Source organism: Rhizobium sp. NPDC092011 (genome assembly GCF_044756305.1).
Classification (GTDB): Bacteria; Pseudomonadota; Alphaproteobacteria; order Rhizobiales; family Rhizobiaceae; genus Rhizobium.
On the sequence record NZ_JBIVSO010000016.1, the window covers coordinates 46,475 to 67,179 of the forward strand.

17 protein-coding genes are annotated in these 20,705 nt (G+C 60.0%); 9 read left to right on the forward strand and 8 right to left on the reverse strand.

Annotated elements, in window-relative coordinates:
• Positions 1-83: 83 nt before the first annotated feature.
• The gene (locus tag ACIQJ2_RS33070) at positions 84-1,052 is read left to right on the forward strand and encodes a DUF1402 family protein (RefSeq protein ID WP_400675874.1); all 969 of its coding nucleotides are present in this window, start codon (positions 84-86) and stop codon (positions 1,050-1,052) included.
• A gap of 46 nt (positions 1,053-1,098) precedes the next feature.
• Here the strand turns inward: ACIQJ2_RS33070 and ACIQJ2_RS33075 are convergent, their stop codons facing one another.
• Positions 1,099-1,716 carry a glycosyltransferase family 29 protein gene (locus ACIQJ2_RS33075; protein ID WP_400675807.1) on the reverse strand — a complete coding sequence of 206 codons (618 nt, stop codon included), beginning with the start codon at positions 1,714-1,716 and terminating at the stop codon, positions 1,099-1,101.
• A 663-nt stretch (positions 1,717-2,379) separates the two neighbouring features.
• Here ACIQJ2_RS33075 and ACIQJ2_RS33080 point away from each other — a divergent pair.
• A complete protein-coding gene (locus ACIQJ2_RS33080) occupies positions 2,380-3,258 on the forward strand; it encodes a glycerophosphodiester phosphodiesterase family protein (RefSeq protein WP_400675805.1) in 879 nt (292 codons plus the stop codon).
• Between the two features lie 88 nt (positions 3,259-3,346).
• Here the strand turns inward: ACIQJ2_RS33080 and ACIQJ2_RS33085 are convergent, their stop codons facing one another.
• From ACIQJ2_RS33085 to ACIQJ2_RS33115, 7 genes are all read right to left on the reverse strand, one after another.
• The gene (locus ACIQJ2_RS33085) at positions 3,347-3,802 is read right to left on the reverse strand and encodes an RpiB/LacA/LacB family sugar-phosphate isomerase (RefSeq protein ID WP_184706998.1); all 456 of its coding nucleotides are present in this window, start codon (positions 3,800-3,802) and stop codon (positions 3,347-3,349) included.
• 11 nt (positions 3,803-3,813) lie between these two features.
• Complete coding sequence (locus ACIQJ2_RS33090) at positions 3,814-4,584, reverse strand: triose-phosphate isomerase (protein WP_400675803.1); 771 nt, start codon at positions 4,582-4,584, stop codon at positions 3,814-3,816.
• Positions 4,581-5,357 (reverse strand): DeoR/GlpR family DNA-binding transcription regulator, encoded by a 777-nt coding sequence (locus ACIQJ2_RS33095; protein WP_400675801.1) that lies wholly within the window; start codon positions 5,355-5,357, stop codon positions 4,581-4,583. The genes ACIQJ2_RS33090 and ACIQJ2_RS33095 overlap by 4 nt, the downstream gene beginning before the upstream one ends.
• A gap of 114 nt (positions 5,358-5,471) precedes the next feature.
• Positions 5,472-6,410, reverse strand: coding sequence for a sugar-binding transcriptional regulator (locus ACIQJ2_RS33100; RefSeq protein ID WP_400675799.1), 939 nt, complete (start codon positions 6,408-6,410; stop codon positions 5,472-5,474).
• Between the two features lie 127 nt (positions 6,411-6,537).
• The gene (locus tag ACIQJ2_RS33105; RefSeq protein WP_400675797.1) at positions 6,538-7,470 is read right to left on the reverse strand and encodes a sugar phosphate isomerase/epimerase family protein; all 933 of its coding nucleotides are present in this window, start codon (positions 7,468-7,470) and stop codon (positions 6,538-6,540) included.
• Between the two features lie 30 nt (positions 7,471-7,500).
• Positions 7,501-9,012, reverse strand: a complete 1,512-nt coding sequence (locus ACIQJ2_RS33110) for a glycerol-3-phosphate dehydrogenase (protein WP_400675795.1) — start codon at positions 9,010-9,012, stop codon at positions 7,501-7,503.
• A gap of 171 nt (positions 9,013-9,183) precedes the next feature.
• A complete protein-coding gene (locus tag ACIQJ2_RS33115) occupies positions 9,184-10,734 on the reverse strand; it encodes an FGGY-family carbohydrate kinase (protein WP_400675793.1) in 1,551 nt (516 codons plus the stop codon).
• A gap of 892 nt (positions 10,735-11,626) precedes the next feature.
• On the opposite strand from ACIQJ2_RS33115, the gene ACIQJ2_RS33120 reads away from it, so the two are divergent.
• The 7 genes from ACIQJ2_RS33120 to ACIQJ2_RS33150 all read left to right on the forward strand — a co-directional run bounded on the left by ACIQJ2_RS33120 (position 11,627) and on the right by ACIQJ2_RS33150 (position 20,353).
• Positions 11,627-12,283 carry a DUF2291 domain-containing protein gene (locus ACIQJ2_RS33120; protein ID WP_400675791.1) on the forward strand — a complete coding sequence of 219 codons (657 nt, stop codon included), beginning with the start codon at positions 11,627-11,629 and terminating at the stop codon, positions 12,281-12,283.
• Positions 12,280-13,824, forward strand: a complete 1,545-nt coding sequence (locus ACIQJ2_RS33125) for a sugar ABC transporter ATP-binding protein (RefSeq protein ID WP_400675789.1) — start codon at positions 12,280-12,282, stop codon at positions 13,822-13,824. The genes ACIQJ2_RS33120 and ACIQJ2_RS33125 overlap by 4 nt, the downstream gene beginning before the upstream one ends.
• 22 nt (positions 13,825-13,846) lie before the next feature.
• Entirely contained in the window at positions 13,847-14,899 is a 1,053-nt protein-coding gene (locus ACIQJ2_RS33130; RefSeq protein WP_199086885.1) for an ABC transporter permease, read from the forward strand.
• Between the two features lie 100 nt (positions 14,900-14,999).
• Positions 15,000-15,947 (forward strand): D-ribose ABC transporter substrate-binding protein, encoded by a 948-nt coding sequence (locus ACIQJ2_RS33135; RefSeq protein ID WP_400675787.1) that lies wholly within the window; start codon positions 15,000-15,002, stop codon positions 15,945-15,947.
• 265 nt (positions 15,948-16,212) lie between these two features.
• A complete protein-coding gene (locus ACIQJ2_RS33140; protein ID WP_400675872.1) occupies positions 16,213-16,968 on the forward strand; it encodes a DeoR/GlpR family DNA-binding transcription regulator in 756 nt (251 codons plus the stop codon).
• Positions 16,969-17,021: 53 nt separating this feature from the next.
• The gene (locus ACIQJ2_RS33145; RefSeq protein WP_400675785.1) at positions 17,022-18,551 is read left to right on the forward strand and encodes an FGGY-family carbohydrate kinase; all 1,530 of its coding nucleotides are present in this window, start codon (positions 17,022-17,024) and stop codon (positions 18,549-18,551) included.
• Between the two features lie 59 nt (positions 18,552-18,610).
• Positions 18,611-20,353, forward strand: coding sequence for a glycerol-3-phosphate dehydrogenase/oxidase (locus ACIQJ2_RS33150; RefSeq protein ID WP_400675783.1), 1,743 nt, complete (start codon positions 18,611-18,613; stop codon positions 20,351-20,353).
• Positions 20,354-20,705 lie beyond the last annotated feature (352 nt).

Sequence of the window (20,705 nt, forward strand, 5' to 3'; positions counted from 1 at the left end):
AGCGCTCGCCCTTGCCTTTGCAGGCTGATCGACTATGAAGATCATCCCCGTGCCGGGGAAAATTTTTGAAAGTCAACTTGCGAATGCTTACAAGCCTGTCGAGAATTCCGGCACTCTGTCTTCTTGTCATCCTCACGCTGACCAGCGCCTGCTTCGGTCACGAAATGGTGCGCGTGCCACCCGGCAATCGTAATGGCACGCAGCCTCCGGTCCCAAACACGTCGGCATTGCGGGCCAAGGCCTTTAACACGACCTATGAAGAAAAATACCAGAAGATCGTCGGCGTACTTCGCGAAGACAAGGATCTGATGGCTTCGATCAAGAAGGCCGCGCTGGCCTATAAGATCGATCCCATCCATATCGTCGGCGCGCTTGTCGGCGAGCACACCTACAACATCACGATCGTCAACAGGGTGAAGTCCTACTACGTCAAGGCGCTTGCCTATTCCCAGGCGGACTTCAAGTTCAGCTACAAGGACATGAACGTCCAGTCCTTCGTCAAGAAGCCGGAGTTCGCCCATTGCGATGCCTTCACTGGCAGCGCCGAATTGTGGGAATGCCGCGACGAGACCTGGGACAAGAGCTTTCGTGGCAAGGTGGTCGATGGCGTCACCTATGAAAACATGACGTTCCAGCGCGCCTTCTTCCAGCCCTTCTTTGCCGGACAAACCTTCGGCCTCGGCCAAATCAGCCCGCTCACGGCCCTTGAGGTCACCGATCTCGTGCATGCGACCAGCGGATTGTCGAAGCTGTCGGCTGACGATCCGCAGGCGATCTATCGCGATATCATGGATCCGGATCGCAGCGTGATCTATATCGCGGCCATCGTCCGAGACGCCATGGACGTCTATCGCGCGCAGGGCTTCGACATCAGCGAAAATCCCGGCCTGACGGCGACGCTCTACAATGTCGGCCAACCGCGGCGACGCGCCATTGCCCTGCGGCAGGCCGCAGATGCTTCAGGCGGCAAGAAGCTGCCGGAAGAGAACTATTATGGTTGGCTGGTGAATGACAGGCTGCCGGAATTGCGCGGCTTGCTCGGGCAGAAATAATAGAACTTCACCGATGGGCAGCGACCGTTGAATGGTGCTGCCTGTCTCAGGCGGCCATTCCGATGAGTCCGCTTGCGATCTTGCTCTCGACCCAGCTCCGCTCGTTCTGCCAGTCGTGGCGCTTCCACCCCTGCCAACCAAAGCCGCACAAGCTGATCTGCCACTCGGAGGTCGGGAGGTTCGCCAGAGCATAGCGGATGCCCAGGAACCCGGTACTGGGAAAGACCTTGCGCATCCGGCTAGCCGCAATGCCGAGTTCGGCACACCCATCGGCGTAGAATTGCGGTGGCATGATGCGGATCTCTTTGCCGGCATGCCCCATGAGTTCGATCGCCTGCGTCGTCCAATCGGCCCTGCGGCCTCTCAAACGCTGAAAAATGTTGGGCCGGGGATGATATTTGCGGATCACCTCAGGGTGATAGGCGAGCATGAGGATCTTCGCCGACTTGAGCGCCGCATTCTCCAAAAACGCTGGATCGGCCATCCGCAGATGCAGCGCCTTGCTCGATGCAGCCAGCATCAGAACATCGGTCCGCGAGCCGCTTTTGTCGTCCGCGAGGTTCGGCTCGTTGAAACGCATGACAAAGTCAGCGTTGTCGATGGCCCCGGAGAGATCGTGCTCCAGACTTCCATTGCCGATGATAAAAGCAGTCTTGCGCGCCAATTGCGGTTGTCCAGCAAATCCCGACGCCGAAGTATCAGCGCCCTCCGACAATACGCTGAACTGATGGGGGAGCGGAACCCTGATCTGGCTTCCTCTCGCGACGGGGGGCCGGTTTTGAGAGGTGGTTGGTCCGTCCCTTCACACTTCGGCGGGGGTTGGGAGCAACATTGCCCACCCAAATGCGCATCGATTAAGGCCGTAATGTTACAAAACGTAAACGAGCCTTAACCGGCGGCGCATCGCCCGTATACTGGCTGAACATCGCAGGTTCCCGGAATAACACCGCCCGCTCGTCGCACCAATATACCGCGACGATCACGGCATTCTGAAGGCGCACGCCCCCTTCGGACCTCGTTCTCTGCCAATTCATTCGGTCGCCGGCTTCCTTCGAAAATCAGCTGTGGATTGGGCATGGTTGCCAGCGTCGCGCGCAGGCAATTGGACGTCAAAGAGCCACAGCGGCGCTTTCTGAGACCGATTCGGGTGTTCTCGCAGGACTTTGGCGGAGCCTATGTCGCTCAGATTTCGCGCGATTGTCATAAGGACTACACCTTGCGCGTATTAATGATCGAAGCGCCGTCGCCGCCTTAGGTCGACGAGCCGACACAAGAAAGTCTTGTGTTTCCCACCCGCCAGAAAATCCCCGCCGAAGAAAGTCTTCCCATGTCCGGCTCGACCGCTGTCGCCATCTCCAACTCATCCCGCTCTTCCGAGATCTACGATCTCATGTCGCGCGCCAATCGGGGGATCATTACCATTGCTCACCGCGCATTATGGTCGGCAGCGCCGGAAAATTCGCTCGCGGCGATCCGAGGAGCTGCCGAGCTTGGTGTCGAATTCGTCGAGATCGACACGCAGGCAACCGCCGATGGGCATCTGGTCGTCATTCATGACAAGACGCTCGACCGGACGACGTCGGGCAGCGGCATAGTTGGAGCAACCAGCTTCTCCGCCGTTCGCGAGCTCCGCCTTCGCGACGGCGCAGGCGGAGAGGCAGCCGCACTCACCGACGAGCGAGTGCCAACCTTGGAGGAGGCGCTCGAGGAAGCACGCGGGCGAGTGTTCGTCAACATCGATACAAAGTTTCCACATGAACTGCCGCTGGTGATCGCGACCGTCCAGCGGTTGGGGGCAGAGGAACATGTGATCATCAAGTCGGATGTCGTGCCGGAGAGCCGCGACTTTCCCGTGAGCACAGCAGACTGGTTTGGCTCCATTCCGCATATGCCGATGTTCCCCGTCAGACCGGGAAAATTTGCCGCGGACCTCAGATTGATCGAGCCGCTTGGCGCGCCGATGATCGAGGTCAAGTTTACCGATCTTGCCGATCTCGCAGCCGGCCGGGAAGAACTGGAGCGCCAGAACATCCGCTTGTGGATCAATACGCTCGACGTTTCCCACAATCTCGATTTCAACGACAGCCGGGCCATCAGCGATCCCGAAGGCGTCTGGGGCGCGCTCGTCGAAGCTGGCGTCGGCGCCATCCAGACAGACACCAATATCGAGTTCAAGCGCTGGCTTTCGGGCCGCAAGCAGGCGTGAATCCCGCCACTTTTTCCTGGGCACAAAAACAGACAGGCCCGGTCGATCGCAGGGATCACCGGGCTTGCTGCGTCTTGGGAGACTGGTCTTAGCGAGCGTTGTACTTCGCGTCGACTTCGTTGATGGCGTTGACGTTGCCGGCCGAACGGCCCTTCTCGTCGAAGGTCTGAGCCAGGAAGGCATCGGCGATGGCCTTGGCAAGCTCAGTGCCGATGACGCGGGCGCCCATGGTGATGATCTGGGCGTTGTTCGACAGCGCGGCGCGTTCGGCAGAATAGGTGTCGTGCGTTAAAGCTGCGCGGATGCCCGGCACCTTGTTGGCAGAGATGCAGACGCCGATGCCTGTGCCGCAGACGAGAATGGCCTTGTCATAGGTGCCGTCGATGACGCCGGAGGCGACACGGTCGGCGAGATTGGCGTAGAACGCATCCGGACCTTCCTGGGTGCGCGACACTTCGCTCACTTCGAAACGATCCTTCAGATGATCGGCGAGAACCTTGGCGAGGCCTTCGCCGGCGCTGTCTCCAGCAATAGCAAGTTTCATGATGATCTCCTTCAGAGTTTGGCGGCGCACTTGGCGAGGATGTCGAGATAGCCCTCGACGTTCCAGGCGGAGCGCCCGATGAAAAGCCCGTCGACGTTCGGGCAGGAAATGAGTTCCTCGCAGTTTTGCGGATTGACCGATCCGCCGTAAAGGCATGGGATTTTTCGGCCAAGCACCCTTTGCGCGACCGCGATGATCTCGGCCTGGCGTGCATCGGCATAAGACGGCTCGGCGGGAATTCCCTTTTCGCCGATCGCCCAGACCGGCTCATAGGCGAGCAGGATGTCCGCCTGCTTCTGCGGCTCGGAAAGCTTCGAGAGCGCACCGACCACCTGTTCGCTCAGGATTTCCGTGGCACGACCGCTCTCGCGATCGCTCAGCGTCTCACCGATGCAGATCAGCGGGATCAACCCGTGACGAATAGCGGCCTCGGTTTTCAGGCCGACGGTCTCGTTGGTTTCGCCGAAGAACTCGCGACGCTCCGAATGGCCGAGCTCGACAATGTCGAGATTGCAATCCTTGAGCATCAGCGGCGAGATTTCCCCGGTCCAGGCGCCCTGATCGGCCCAATGCATGTTCTGGGCACCGACCTTCACGGAACTTTCCGACAGAATGGCCTTCACCTCGCGCACGGCCGTGAACGGGGGAATGATGAACCGCTGTATACGCGGATCCCGAAGAGCATCGGCGGCACGCAGGGCTTCGGCGAAGGCCCGTGCTTCAGCAAGGGTCTTGTTCATTTTCCAGCTGGTGCCGATCCAATAGCGAGGCGTCTCTGTCATCTCATATCCTGGGTAGAAGCAATGGTTAGGGTGATGCCGTCACGGCGAAACTGCTCGACGATTGCCTCATCCGGGGCGCGATCCGTAATGATTGCGTCGAAATCGGCGAGATCGGCCATCACATGCAGGGCCGTGTGCCCTATGCGCTGATGGTTGACGAGCAAGCAGCTCCTGGCGGCCGATGCGATCATGGCGCGTTTCGTGCGCACGACGTTGTCGTCCATATGATAGGCGAGCCTGCCGGAGATGGCCGGTGTCGACAGAAATGCGATATCGGCTCGCAGACGCGACAGGGCCTCTTCGGTGACGACGCCCAGGAAGGCGTTGAACTTGGCGGAATAGATACCGCCAAGCGCGATGAGCGTTATGCCGCTTTCGTTCCTCATCCTGTCGACGATGGCGGCATTGTTGGTGATCAATGTCAGTGGTCGCTTCTCCAGCGCCATCTCGCCAAGAACGGCCGCCATCGAGCCATCATTGATCATCACGGTCATACCCGGTTCGACCAGCTCCAGCGCCCGGCGCGCCATGGCAAGCTTTTCCTCGTGGCCCTGACGCTCGCGAAAGCGGAAATCGCTCTCGAACTGCGTGCCGGCATCGATCGTTGCGCCACCGCGAACCTTGCGCAGCACGCCCGCCTGCTCAAGGTCATCCAGATCGCGATGAATGGTCATCTTGGACACGATGAAGCGATCGGCAAGATCGTCGAGGTCGACGGTCTTGTGCTCGACGAGCAGATTGATGATCGATTGCTGGCGCTCTTCCCGCTTCACCTTACCCTCCGGCCATTGCCTGAGTGGAGTTGAAAGGAATATAACATTAAAACATCACAATTCAACATTTGGTTTGTGATATTGTCGTGAAATCACATTCCGAACGTGCAGCGACTATGTTTTCAGCAAAGCCCGCGCTGTGCGTTCATCCGTGATCAAACCGTAGAGACAACGGCTTTTCAGAACGGCTCGAATGGCTTCGACCTTCGGCAGACCGCCGGAGAGCGCAACCAGTCGCTCCTCTTTCGAACGCGGTAGCGATGCCGAAAGCGTGCGCGCCGTCAGCGTCGTCTCGAGAATATTGCCCTCGGCGTCGAAGAAGTGCCCGAGAATTTCGCCGACACCGCCGGCTGCGGTCACTTCCTTGATCTCCCGCGGTTCAACCATGCCGGACAGGACGAGCTGCGCATCCGTATCGACGGTGCCGAGACCAACGAGCTTCAACTCGGCGCCATTGGCCAGATCGAAGACTTCCTTAACGCCGCGCTGAGCCAGAAGAACGTCGCGATCCTCACGCGTATTGGCAAAGAACGGCACGGGCATCACATGCGCCTGCATGCCGGTTTTCTCGGCGATGCGGTGCATGACGTCATAGGGGTTGGCGGCATAGTTTCTGGTCAAACCACCGAGCAGCGACACGAAGCGCAGGTCCTTGGCGTTGACTCGCGCCAGATGATGAACGGCAGACGAGAGCGTACGGCCATGGCCGAGGCCGATCACCTTGTTGTTGCCGCTCTCGATCTCCCGGCGAAGGAAGCCGGCACCGGCCTGACCCAGCGCGCGAAATTCAAAGCCTTCTTCGCCAAGGTCAGGAGCGACCTCGCAATATTGCAGGCCGAACCGCGCCGAAAGCTCGGTTTCCAGCTCGACGCATTCGACGATGTCGCCGTCGATCGTCACTTTCACGACACCATCGGCGACAGCGCGCGCAATCAATCGGTGTGCCTTGACCGAGGGAACGCCGAGGCGCTTTGCCACCTCGGATTGGGTCAGTCCGCCGGCATAGTGCAGCCAGGCCGCCCGCACGGCGAGCGAAGCATCGGCATCCGTCATCGACCGTTCCTCTTCATCATCTCACGCATATGATTCCGCCTGCTTTTATTTAAGTCCCGATCAGCGCCCCGCGGCCTCGCCGTATCGCTGACTGGATTGTAGAATCGGGACTCAGTTACCTCTGCGGCTAGATATGCAAGTCACCGACGCCCGTGTCGATATGAGGAGCCCAGAAGGCGACGCTTTCGGCGATCTGAGAGATGACCTGCCGATCGTTCGGTTCGCGCTCCTTGAAGGACAGTTCAAGGCAGATCTCATTGTCCTTGGCGCCACCTTGAGCGAAGGCCTCAAGAAGCGGTGCCGGCTGGATGCGGCCTTTGGCGTTGAATTCTGCGGTAAAGGGGCGGTGCCCACCCTTGTCCATAAGGCTCTGCTTGATGTGAATGATCGGCGAAACCGTCGGCACCGCGCGCGCCCAGGCATAGGGATCAAAATCGTCAGGGTTTGCGGACGTGACGTCTCCGTGGTCGATGTCGGCCATCATCCACATCGGTATGGCAAATGGCGCCTTCGTCAACCGGTCCTGCAAGGAAAGACAGGCCTCGATCGTCTCGCCGAACTCGCGACCGACGCTCATTGGCTCCCAGAAAATATAGGAGAGACCGGCGGCGCGGGCGTGCTCCGCCACTTCGCCCCAGCAATCGATCGCGATCTGAAGGAGTTCCTCGCGTCGCGCCGGATTGTCATAATCCTTATAGGTGAAGATCGCGAACTGCGTGCCCACCGACTGGCCGCCGAGATCGGCCGTGATATCGGCAAAGGTTTTGAACCAGTCGACATAATAACGGCGAACGTCCTTGTCCGGGTGGCCAAAGTGGTTGAGCCGGCCGTAGGGACCGGTCATGCCGGAGGTCACGCGGACGCCGGTGCGCTTCAATGCCGCCTGCATGTCGCGCGTCAGGCGGCGAATGACCGGCGCCTGCCAGCTGGGATTGATGAACTCATGCGTCAGTTGCAGGTCGCGGATGCGCAGGTCCCGCGCCACCGTTTCGATCAGGTCGGAAGGCTCCGCAAAGCGGTTCACCAGCGGATTGGTGTTGAGCGATAGGGTCAAAGGCATCGATATTGTCTCCCGGCGATGTCGGTTGGGTCAGGCGGCCAGCGCCAGTTCGGTGTCGAACCAGGCGGAAAACGCGGCCTTCTCCTCGATCGTCATGCGCAACCCTTCCTTGGTACGGCGCATCATCACGTCCTCTGCCTTCTGCGCCCATTCGGAAGCGGCCAGATACCGAGCTTCGGCCTCGTAGAGATTGCCACCGAAATGACGGCCAAGCCCGGCGAGCGACGTCGCATCACCGACGATGAGTTTGGTGCGTGCGCCGTAAAGGTGCCCGTAATGATTGATGAGCGCGCGCGGCATCCATGGATAGGCGCTGCGCAACGTGTCCGCGAAAGACACATAGTCGGCATTCGGAATTTCACCGCCGGGAAGCGTGGCGCCACGCGTCCAGTCGCCGCCCATTTTCGGGAAGAACCGAGCAAGCTTCTGCATGGCATGTTCGGAGAGCTTACGGAAAGTCGTGATCTTGCCGCCGAAAACATTAAGAAGCGGCGCACCGCCGGTCTCATCGAGATCGAAGACATAATCGCGCGTCACGGCAGACGGGTTGCCCTTGCCATCGTCGAAGAGCGGCCGCACGCCGGAGAAGCTTTCCAGCACGTCGGAGCGGCGCAGCTTTTCCTTGAAGTAGCGATTGACGGCAGTGATGAGATAATCGATCTCCTTCTCGTCTGCCTTTACCTCTTCCGGCTTGCCTTCATAGGGAATGTCGGTCGTGCCGATCAGCGCCTTGTCGCCCTCATACGGATTGATGAAGATCACGCGCTTGTCGTGGTTCTGCACCAGATAGGCCTGCTGACCGTTCCAGAATTTCGGAACGATAATATGGCTGCCCTTCACCAGACGGACACTGCGGCTGCTGTTGGAGCCGGCGACCCGGTGAATAATATCGTTGACCCAGGGACCCGATGCATTCACCAGCGCCTTCGCCCGCACCGTGCGCACCTCGCCCGAACGCTCGTTCCGCATCTGGACGATCCAGCCGCCCTGGTCGCGACGGGCGCTGATGCAGGCCGTCCGCGTCAGGATCTGCGCGCCCTTGGCTGCGGCATCGAGCGCATTGAGGACGACGAGACGTGCGTCATCAACCCAACAGTCGGAATATTCAAAGCCCTTGGAATATTGATCGAGGATCGGCGCGCCCTCGGGATCACGGTGAAGGTCGAGCGAGCGTGTGCCCGGCAGCTTCTTGCGGCCGCCGAGATGATCATAGAGGAAGAGCCCGAGGCGCACGAGCCATGCCGGACGATCCGACGGGCTGTGCGGAAGCACGAAGCGCATCGGCCAGATGATATGGCTCGCGGAATTGAGCAGGACTTCACGCTCGATCAGAGCTTCACGCACCAGACGAAACTCGTAATATTCCAGATAGCGCAGGCCACCATGCACAAGCTTGCCGGAACGCGAGGACGTTCCCTCGGCCAGGTCGCCTTTTTCGCACATCATGACCGAAAGACCCCGGCCGGCTGCATCGCGGGCGATGCCGGCACCGTTGATGCCTCCGCCGATGACGAAAAGATCAAAGATTTCCGGTTCCATCATGTCATGCTCCTTCGGATGCCTTTGGCATCATCAAATCAAATCTGAATACGGCGCCCGCTCACGGTGCCGGCTAGAGCGTGCGCTTCCTTCCGGAAGCAAAAAGGCGCTCTATCTCCTTGAATCCACGCATCAGGCTTTCAGAAAATCGGAACCGATTTTCGGGCCGATGCTTTAGTGCTGCGCCAGCTTGTCCCAAGCCGGCGCGATCGCCTGCCGCACATCCTTGTAGGCGTCGAACAACCGGTCATAGCGATCGGCATTTTCGGCATGGGGCGCCTCGGCGTCGCCCAGCAGCGGCGTCACCCAGTCGGCAATACAGCTATCCATGTCGGGATAGGCGCCGATGGAGACCGCCGCCATCATCGCCACGCCGGCGGCGCCGGCCTCTTCACGCTCCGAAATGCGCACCGGCGCCCTGACGGCCGCAGAAAGCGAGCCGCGAAGCGCGCGCGAACGGGCAGCCCCTCCGGTGATGCGCAACTCCGACGGCATGTCGCCCATGGCCGCATAGCAGTCACGCGTGGCCATGCCGAGCCCTTCGACCACTGCCCTCAACATGTCGGCAAAGCCATGCCGTGTCGAAAGCCCCGTGAACCCGGCGCGGGCATGAGCGTTGACGAAGGGGCCACGCTCTCCCGCCTCGGAAATATAAGGATGATAGAGAAGGTTCGCCGGACGCGCTTCGGCAAACCAGGCGTCGATGCGCGGAATGAGGTCGGAATAGGAGACCTTATTGCCACCCTCCGACATCAGATCCGCCGCGATCCGAAGGACCCAGTCGATATTGATGGTCGCGCCCATATTGGTCTGGACCTGGGTGACGATACCCGGGATCGGCAAGGCGATGACATAGCCGGTTCCCTCGTCGTTGAGCTGGACATCAGGCACGGCTTTCGCGCGCATGTGGACGCCAGTTGAACCGATCGTCGAGCAGGCGGCATTCTGACCGCCGGTGCGCACGCCCGCGCCAAGCGCGGTCATGACCATGTCGACATAACCGAGGCAGACAGGCGTTCCCGCCAGCAACCCGGCCGCTTTTGCCGCCTCTGCCGTCAGCGGGTGGCTGATCTGCGTGCCGTCGATGATTTCAGGCAAAAGCGAACGCCGGCGCGCAAGGCCGAGCGCATCGATAACAACCGGATCATATTGCCGATTGCGGAAATTGCCGAAGGTAAAGCTTGCTTCCGATGGATCGGTCGCCCGGATGCCCGTCAGGTTCAGATAAAGCCAGTCCTTGCAATGAAGCGACGCCTCGGCCCGATCGAGGAGCTCCGGCATGAAGAGATCCATATGGGCGAGCTGCGTGCCCTGCTGGCAGGTATTGAGGCCCGTGCCGGTCGCCTCGAAGCGCGCACGGTTACCCGAGCCGGTACTCAGCCGCGTCACCGTCGGCGCGGCGCGCGCATCGAGCCAGAGCCAGGCTTCTCCCACCGGAGCATTCCCTGCCCCAACGAGCCAGGTGCCATCACCCTGCCCCGTTACGGCGATCGCCACCGTTCGCGTGGCAAGATCCGGCAGCTTCTCGCCGAGACCGCGCAAGGCGCTGACGCAATCCGCCCAGGTTTGCCCAAGTGATTGCGTGACAGAACCGTCATCGCCCGTCTCATATCGGTTTCGTGCGGACGCCGATGCGATCTGCCGCCCAGACAGTTCGAAAGCAACCGCCTTGAGAACGGAGGTTCCCGCATCGATCCCGATGATGATCCCATCACTCTTAGGCATTGCGCACCAGCTCCATTGTTGCACGCCCCATGCCGGGGGCGCTCGCATTCACCAAAACCATCATCGCTCCTCCCGGCTTTACTCTTTGCGCTCGTCTTCATTTTCAATCGCCCGCACCTACACCCGCGCGGGGACGACCCTAGATAGAATGCCAGTCGGATTCGGCGCCAGAGCCGCCGCCAAATCATGCGCCGACGCAATCATCATAGCGATGTTCAATTTATAACACAGAGATATCATGGTTGCAGTAATTTTTTTCTAGCATTGTAATTTTTTTCATATAAAATGATCAGCGTCAAATCTCAGGCAACTCAGCAGGAAAAGTGCCGGAGCAGGCCAGAGCAGAGAGACGCTAGGACGAATACGTCAGACAGAGAAGTCAACCCGAGATGCAAATGCTCCGGGCATTCTCTCTATATAATTGCATTATATCAGTATCTTATGAGAGATACCTCGATCCCCATGGAAGCCGCCGCGGTAATATGATCGGCCAACCCATCCGCGATTGGTAGAACTGAAGCATGAGAGCGCAAAAGCTGACAGACATATGTTCACGAGATCGCGAAGAACGCACAATGCCCGTTTTTGATGATTGACACCTTCTGAAATTTATAACATATGAAATACAGTTATTAACATAACTCTATCACAGAAACCATCGTTATCGATGGCGACAGAACCAAGACGGGCGACCGGAGGAGACGGCACCCGGCATGCTGAGGAGGCTCCTGATGCTGAACTCCCTTTCCCCGCGCGGCGCGGCTTGCAGCCGAATGGAACGCCCGCAGATCCAACCATACGGATCGGCGCCCGCTAGATCGTAGCCGGCATCGCAGCACCTCTCTCCCTCTCCATCAGGCAATCCGGCGCAATCGCCGAAGGTCGTTTGAACATGAATACGCAAACTGCATACACAACCGCCAAGCCAACAGGTTCCAAGCTCAAGATCGCAGCCGGCGTCGCCGCTGTCGTTATCGTGCTCGGTGCCATCGCAGCGGATACCAAGGTCGTCACGATCGGCTCTCAGCACGATGTACGCGAACAGGGCTTCCAGCCGGACAGCTACGGCGCCCAGGAATTCCCGAAGGTTCAGGCTGATGTCGAGAAACGTGCTGTCGATGCGGTAACGCTTGCCACCGCCGTCCTGGCGGACAAGAAGACCGCCGGCGAAAAATACGGCGTGGCGACCAGCACCGGCCCCGTTCTCCCCGTCTCGCTCAACGGCACATTTGGCGACCGCAAGGCCAACCTCAACGAATTCAAGGTCGAAGGTCTTCCGGACGGCGTCGTCATTCGTGTCCAGACCGGGCCGGCAATCAACGGCACCGAGCTTCGCGACGCGACCGGCAATATCCAGTTCGGCCAGTTCACCAATCAGATCGAATATCAGGATGCCGGTTCGGCCATCAACAACGAGATGAAGAAGGCTACACTTGGCAGTCTCGACCCGGAAAAACTGACCGGCAAGACCGCAACGATTGTCGGCGTGTTCAAGCTCATCAACCCGAAGAACTGGCTCGTCACCCCAGTGAAGGTCGACCTGAAATGAGCCAGGCACGAGAAAAAGGGGCCAAAACCGGCGAAGTCGTTCTTGCTGCCCGTAACATTGCCAAGTCCTACGGCAACGTTCATGCCCTCAAGGGCGTGAATTTCGACATACGCAGCGGCGAAGTGACGACACTCTTTGGCGAGAACGGCGCCGGCAAATCGACGCTGATGAAGATCCTCTCGGGCGTCATACAGCCAAGCTCCGGTGAGATCATCCTCGACGGCAGCGCGATCAGCTTTGCCTCCTCCACCCATGCCCGCTCCTGCGGCATTTCCATCATCCACCAGGAATTGAGCCTCGCCCCCAATCTGAGCGTCCGCGACAATATCTTCATGGGCCGCGAGATCATGAAGGGCGGCGTGGTCGATTTTGCCGAGGAAGAGCGGCAGACACGCGCCCTGATGGAGGAACTGGAAGAGCATATCGATCCCTTGACGCCGGTCGAAGATCTCCGGCTCGGTCAGCAGCAGATCGTCGAAATCGCCCGGGCGCTTTCGGTCAACTCGCGTATCCTCATCATGGACGAGCCAACATCGGCGCTCAGCGCCACCGAAGTCGAGGTCCTGTTCAAGGTCATTCGCGATCTGACCGGCCGTGGCGTGTCGATCGTCTATATCTCGCACCATCTCGAAGAGGCGCTGCAGATCACCAATCATGCCGTCGTGCTGCGCGACGGCAATATGACGGCCTATGCCGAGCGCAAGGATATCGATCTCGAATGGATCGTGCGCAACATGGTCGGCGACAATTTCGACCTCGGCAGCCCGCCAACCGGCTACAAGATGGGCGATGTCGCGCTGACGATCGACAATCTCACCGTTCCGGGCCCCTCAGGTGCCGCCTACAACGCAGTCGACCGCATGTCGCTCAAGGTCCGCGCCGGCGAGATCGTGTGCATTTATGGGCTGATGGGCGCAGGGCGCACCGAGTTGCTTGAATGCGTGGCGGGTCGTTTGAAATCGAGCGGCGGCCGCGTCCTGCTCGGAAACAGCGATCTCGGCAATCTCAGCATCGCCGGCCGTATCGCCCAGGGCCTTGTTCTGGTGCCGGAAGACCGGCAGCGTGACGGTCTCGTCCAGACGATGACGGTCGGCTCGAACCTGTCGCTCGCCAGTATCGGCGCCTTCACCAAGGGTCTGTTCACATCGACCGGTCGCGAGCGCACGCTGGTCGACGCATCTATCCGCAAGGTTCACATCAAGACCGATGGTGGCGAGGCTGCAATCGGCTCGCTTTCTGGCGGCAACCAGCAGAAGGTCGTCATCGGCAAGATGCTGGCGACGGAACCGAAGGTGATCCTGCTCGACGAGCCGAGCCGGGGCATCGACATCGGTGCCAAGGCCGAAGTCTTCAAGCTGCTGGCCGAGCGCGCCAAGGAAGGCCTGGCGGTGATCTATTCGACCTCGGAAGTCGCCGAGTGCCTCAGCATCGCCCATCGCATCATCGTCATGCACCGCGGCAAGATTTCAGCCGAATTCGGTCCCGACGTCCCCAAAGAAAAGATCATGGCCGCCTCGGGCGAAGCAGTGGTCGCGCACTAGCCGCATTCATGGAGCACTGATTATGTCAGTCACGAACATCACAGATAAAAAACCAGCGTCCAACGGACAGCGGCAGAATTTCAGTCTCGTGCGGCTGATTCTCGAAGGACGCGCCTTCTTCGCGCTGATCGTCATCATCGCGGTCTTCTCCTTCCTGTCGCCCTATTATTTCTCGCTCAGCAACTTCCTGACCATGGCCTCGCATGTCGCCATCTTCGGCATCCTGGCGATCGGCATGTTGCTCGTCATTCTGAATGGCGGCATCGACCTTTCGGTCGGCTCGACGCTCGGCCTAGCCGGCTGTATCGCCGGCTTCCTGATGCAGGGCGTCACACTTTCGAGCTTCGGCGTCATTCTTTATCCGCCGGTCTGGGCCGTGGTGGTGCTGACCTGCGCGCTCGGTGCGGTCGTCGGTGCCGTCAACGGCGTACTCATCGCCTATCTGCGCGTTCCCGCTTTCGTCGCTTCGCTTGGCGTCCTCTACGTCGCCCGCGGCATTGCGCTGCTGATGACCAATGGTCTCACCTACAATAATCTGGGCGGCCGTCCCGAACTGGGCAATACCGGATTTGACTGGCTCGGCTTCAATCGCCTCGCCGGCATTCCGATCGGCGTCATCGTCCTTGCCGCACTCGCCATCATCTGCGGTCTCGTTCTCAGCCGTACCGCATTCGGCCGCTGGCTCTATGCCTCGGGCGGCAACGAGCGTGCAGCCGATCTTTCCGGTGTTCCGGTCAAGCGCGTGAAGATCCTCGTCTACGTGTTTTCAGGCGTCTGCGCCGCCATCGCCGGCCTGGTTCTGTCCTCGCAGCTGACATCGGCCGGCCCGACCGCCGGTACGACCTATGAGTTGACGGCAATCGCCGCTGTCGTGATTGGCGGCGCCGCCTTGACCGGCGGCCGCGGTACGGTGCGCGGCACCATGCTCGGCGCTTTCGTCATCGGCTTCCTGTCGGACGGTCTCGTGATCATCGGCGTGTCGGCCTATTGGCAGACGGTCTTTACCGGCGCAGTCATCGTGCTGGCCGTCCTCATGAACAGCATTCAGTACGGACGCCGGACCAAGTCCAGCTGACGCTGCATACGACCTTGTCACTGGCCGGAGACTTTCCGACCAGCGAAAGAACCGCCGGTCCGCCGGTATCACCAAAGCTCATTAAAAGGGAGAGAGACTAATGTTCAAAAAAGGTTTGCGCATCGTCATGGCAGCGGTTGCTGTGGCACCGCTTCTGACGGGAGCAGCATGGGCCGCCGGCCAGATGACGATCATCGTCAACGATCCGTCCAACCCCTACTGGCTGACGGAAGGCAATGTCGCCAAGGCGACTGCCGAAAAGCTCGGCTACACGGCAACGGTCGGTGCCCATAAGGGCGATACCAACACCGAAAGCAACCTGATCGATACGGCCATCACCAACAAGTCGGTCGCCATCATCCTCGACCCAGCCAATGCTGACGGCTCCGTCGGCGCGGTCAAAAAGGCCGTTGCTGCCGGCATCCCGGTCTTCCTGGTCAATGCTGAAATCAACCAGGAAGGCCTTGCCAAGGCACAGCTCGTTTCCAACAACGCCCAGGGTGCCGCAATCGGTGCACAGCAATGGGTCGAAGCCGTTGGCGACAAGGGCAAGTATGCCGAACTCTTCGGCGCTCCCTCGGACAACAACGCCGCCACCCGTTCGAACGGCTATGAAACCGTTCTGACGCAGTATCCCGACCTGCAGAAGGTTGCCAAAGAAGTTGCCAACTGGGATCGCACCCAGGGCCACAACAAGATGCAGTCCATGCTGCAGGCTCACCCGGATATTATCGGCGTGATCTCGGGCAATGACGAAATGGCGCTCGGCGCAATTGCCGCGCTCAAGGAAGCCGGCAAGCTCGCCAACGTCAAGGTCGGCGGCTTCGACGGTTCGCCGGATGCGGTCGCCGCCATCAAGGCTGGCGAACTGCAGTACACCGTCCTGCAGCCGGTTGCTGTGTTCTCCGAACAAGCCGTCAAGCAGGCCGACAGCTTCCTGAAGACCGGAAAGACCGGTGCTGCCAGCGAAAAGCAGCTGTTCGATTGCCTCCTGATCACCAAGGACAATGTCGACAAGTACACGGCGCCATTCGTTCTGGCTCAGTAATCAAATTGGGGACGCCGGAGACGGCGTCCCCAACCCCACCGCCATCGGCGGGCACCTGACCAAACATCAGGCATAACTTGCAGCAACTCCAATAGCGAACTGTTATTTCTAAATTTTTATCCAGAATGCCATTCGCTGCGGCAAGTATAATCCGCAAGGCTCAGCGTCAGAGGCCAAAGTGACAGACAAGACAAGCCCCATCTCCTACCTGCAAGACGAACTGCCGAGCGACAGCCGGCAATCCCGTCAGATCGCCCGTCGGCAGATGATCGCCGAGGCTGTGATGGCGGAGAACTCCATCCGCATCGAGGATCTGACGGAGCGGTTCGGCATCAGCCTGATGACCGCCCATCGCGATGTCGATGAACTGGTCAGCCGCGGCCTCCTGCGCAAGACGCGCGGAATCGTTACCGCGACCGCCACCAGCCTCATCGAATCCAGCGACGTCTATCGCGCCAACCGCCAGGCTAGCGAAAAAAAGATGGTCGCGACGGCCGCCATGCAGTTCATCGAGCCCGGCCAGGCGATATTCCTCGACGATTCCACCACGGTCCTGCAGATGGCATCGCAATTGCCCGCCAAGGTTCCGGTCACGGCAATCACCAATTCGCTGACGTTGATGAATGCACTCAAGGATATGCATGATGTCAACCTGCTGGCGCTCGGCGGGCAATACTACAATTGGTGCAACGCCTTCATGGGTCGCATGACGATCAACGAAATCAACCGCTTGCGCGCAGATGTTGCCTTCATTTCCATGTCGGCCATCATCGACGACATCGTCTTTCACCAGTCGCCGGAGCTTGTCGACATCAAGCGGGCGATGTTCAACAGCGCCGCCAAGCGCGTGCTGCTGATGGACCACACGAAGTTCGAACGGCGGGCGCTACACAGTTTTGCAACGCTTGACGAGTTCGACGTCGTCATCGTCGACGAAAAGACCCCAGCAACGCATCTCGAGCGTATGCAGAGCAAGAACATCAATGTGGTCGTCGCCAGGAGCGACAAGGAACGAGCCTGACCATAGGGGCCATGTCGGCCGCGCCGGATCGTTCACCATCAGGAGTAACAGGAATGCCGAGTCTGCTCGGAATCGACAGCGGTCTGACCGTCACCAAGGCCGTCATCTTCGATGTTGACGGAACGCCGCTTGCGGTCGCCCGCCGGCGCGTGACCCAGTTCATGCCGAAAGCCCGTCACGTCGAGCGCGATATGAACGAGCTCTGGACGCAGACGGCAGATGCCATCGCCGAGGCGATCAAACTCAGCGGCCGCCCGGCCAGCGATATTCAGGCGATCGCCGCGACTGCGCATGGCGACGGCATTTACCTGCTCGACAAGGCAAAGCAGCCGCTCGGACGCGCCATGCTGTCGCTCGACAGCCGCGCCGGATCCGTTGTCGAGCAATGGCTGAAGAGCCCGCTTGCCGATGAAGCCCTGCGGCTGACCGGCCAATTGCCGCATGTCTCGGCGCCCTCGGCGCTGCTTGCCTGGATCAAAGCCAACGAGGCCGAGCGTTATGCGCAAATCGGTCACATCCTGAGCTGCAAGGACTGGCTGCGCTTCTGCCTGACCGGCGTGGTTGGAACGGACCGCACGGAGGCCAGCACCTCCTTCACCAATGTCTCGACGCAGAACTATGCGCCGGATGCGCTTGCTCTCTTCGGCCTGCCCGAACTGCTCGATGCGCTGCCGCAAATCTCAAGGTCCGACGACGTGGTCGGCCATGTGACGGAAGCGGTCGCCAGGCGCACCGGCCTTGCAGAAGGCACGCCCGTTGTTGCCGGGCTGCATGACGTGACCGCATCGGCGCTTGGTGCAGGCGGCTATGGGGAAGGCGTCGTCGCCGTCATTGCCGGCACCTATTCGATCAACGAGACGCTCTCGTCGGAACCGCGCGTCGATCGCCGCTGGTTCTGCCGCAACGCCATTGCCCCCGGCCAATGGAACAACATGTCGATCTCGCCGGCGTCGTCGGCCAACTATGAATGGTTCTTAGACAAGCTGTGCGCCAGCGACATCGCAAGCGCCGAGGCGGCAGGCCAATCCATTCACGCCCTGCTCGCCCGTGAGATCGAGGCGGCATTCAACCGTCCATCGAGCGCACTGTTTCACCCTTACCTCTTCGGCTCACCCTATGGCGCCGAGGCAAGTGCCAGCTTCTTCGGGCTTGGCGGCTGGCATGACCGCGGCGACATGCTGCGCGCCGTGCTGGAAGGCATCGCCTTCAACCATAAGATTCACGTTGACGCCCTAAGCGACGGTTTTTCCTTTGATCAGGCAAGGCTGGCGGGTGGCGTATCACGCAATCCTCTCGTGGTGCAGATGTTCGCCGATGTGCTCGGTATGCCGGCTACCGCTACCGAAACCGACGAAGCTGCCGCCTGGGGTGCCGCACTTTGCGCCGGCGCCGGGGTCAGTATCTATGCCACCCCGGAAAGCGATCCGCGCGATGTTGCAAAGATCGCGACGACCTATCATCCGGACCCTCGTCGCAGCGACGAATACCGGCTTCGCTACAATCTCTTCAAGGATATTGCCGAAGCCATGACGCTGCTCTGGCCACGGATCGGCGACCTCGCAGTTCCACGCTCCCAAGACTAGACCGCCAATTGTGCCGCGCGGACAGGCTCTGTCGCGGCAATGCAGCAGGACATGATGTTATGACCGATATGGCCGCCGATTTGAAACAACGCTTCTCGCAACTTCAAGATGGAGATGTCGACGTCGTCATTCTCGGCGCGGGCATCAACGGCGCGGGATTGTTTCGTGACCTTTGCGCTCAAGGCGTCAACTGTTTGATCGTCGACAAATCCGATTTCGGCTCGGGGACGAGTGCAGCCCCGTCGCGCCTGATCCATGGTGGCCTGAAATATCTGGAGACCGGCGAGTTCCGGTTGGTCGCACAGTCGGCACTCGAACGGAACCTGCTGTTGAAGAACGCGCCGCATTGCGTCGAGGCTTTGCCGACCTTCGTGCCCATTTTCTCCTGGATGCGCGGCATACCTGCGGCACTTCGCACCTTGCTGGGATCGACGACGGCACCGCGCAGCCGCGGCGCCGTGCTCGTCAAGATCGGCCTTGCGCTTTATGATTTCTTCGGTTCCCGTAACCGGGTCATGCCCCGCCACAGATTTCTGCTGAAGGGGCGCGCACTCAAGGAAATGCCGCATGTGACGCGACATATCGTTGCCGGCGGCATCTATTATGACGCCAAGATCAGTCGCCCGGAACGTCTGGTCTACGAATTGGTCAATGACGGGCTTGAAGCGAACAAGGGCTCGCTGGCAGCCAATTCGACATCGCTGGTTTCCTCTCGTGACGGCGAGCTGACCTTCCAGCGTTCGGATGGGTATGCTTTTTCGGTCAAGCCCAAGCTCGTCGTCAATGCCGCCGGTCCCTGGATCGATCATGTCAATGCGGCGCTCGGCGCACCGGCCCACCTGATCGGCGGCACCAAGGGATCTCATATCCTGCTCGACCATCCGGAATTGGTGCGCAGCCTCAACGGCCACATGATCTATTTCGAAGCGGACGACGGCCGCATTTGCCTCGTCTATGGCTATCTAGGGCAGGCTTTGGTCGGCTCGACCGATATTCCCTGTGACGACCCGGACAATGTCCGCTGCGAGGAACACGAGATCGACTATTTCATCGACAGCGTGCGCTCGCTTCTGCCGGGCCTGCGTTTCGACCGAGATCAGGTAACGTACAGCTATAGCGGCATCCGCCCCCTGCCCGCGTCGGACGCGTCGTCACCGGGTCTGATCAGCCGCGATCACTCGGCGCCGGTGTTCGAGCCGCAAGACGGTCGCCCCTTCCCGATCATTTCGCTGGTGGGTGGAAAATGGACCACCTTCCGCGGCTTTGCCGAAGAGGCAGCGGACACGGTGCTCACGCGCCTTCAACGCAGCCGCAAGACATCGACAGAACGGCTCGCCATCGGCGGCGGCCGGGATTTTCCGGTCAATTCCAACGAGCGTGCGACGTGGATCCGGTCAATCGCAGCGAAGACTGGCGTCGAGGCCGGCAGGGCCGACGAACTGCTCGGCCGATACGGGACGACCGCGGCGGCAATTCTCGCCCATCGCTCAGAGTGCAGCGACGACCAACGCATCAGCGGTGCGCAACGGCATAGTGCGCTCGAAATCGACTGGATCGCCCGACAAGAACTGGTCGTCCATCTATCCGACATCGTCTTCCGCAGGACGACTTTGGCAATCGAGGGCCTTCTTACGATCCAGGGCTTGCGCGAAATCGGCGCAATTGCCGCGGCAGCGCTGCGATGGGATGCGCAGCGGCTGGCAAAGGAGATCGACGAGGTCATCGCGTCACTTTCGAAATTCCACGGACAGACGCTGACCGAGGAAAGTGTGCGTCGGACGGCAAGCCCGGCGGTACGCTGATCAGGTTTTAACGAAAGACCACGTCTGGAGCCTTTCGCGGAAAATTGCGCAGCGGCTTTCCGCCGGAAATCCACAAAAGTACAACGGGATAGAGCGCTTTCGTCACTCCATGAAAAGCGGAAACGCTTTAGCGGCTCGCCTTGTAACGCTCGAACATTTCGGTGGCGGATAGCAGCTGGACGCGTGAGATATGCCCGTGCTTTCAATCTGTTGGAAGCTCTTGCTGCGAAGCTTCGTTAGTATGGCCGAAGCCCGTTTTACATATTCGCCGAGATGCGAACCTACTCCGGTGTTCCTGCAGCGCCCATCCGATAAAGCACGCTACAACAATGCGGTCATCCGTAAGGATGAT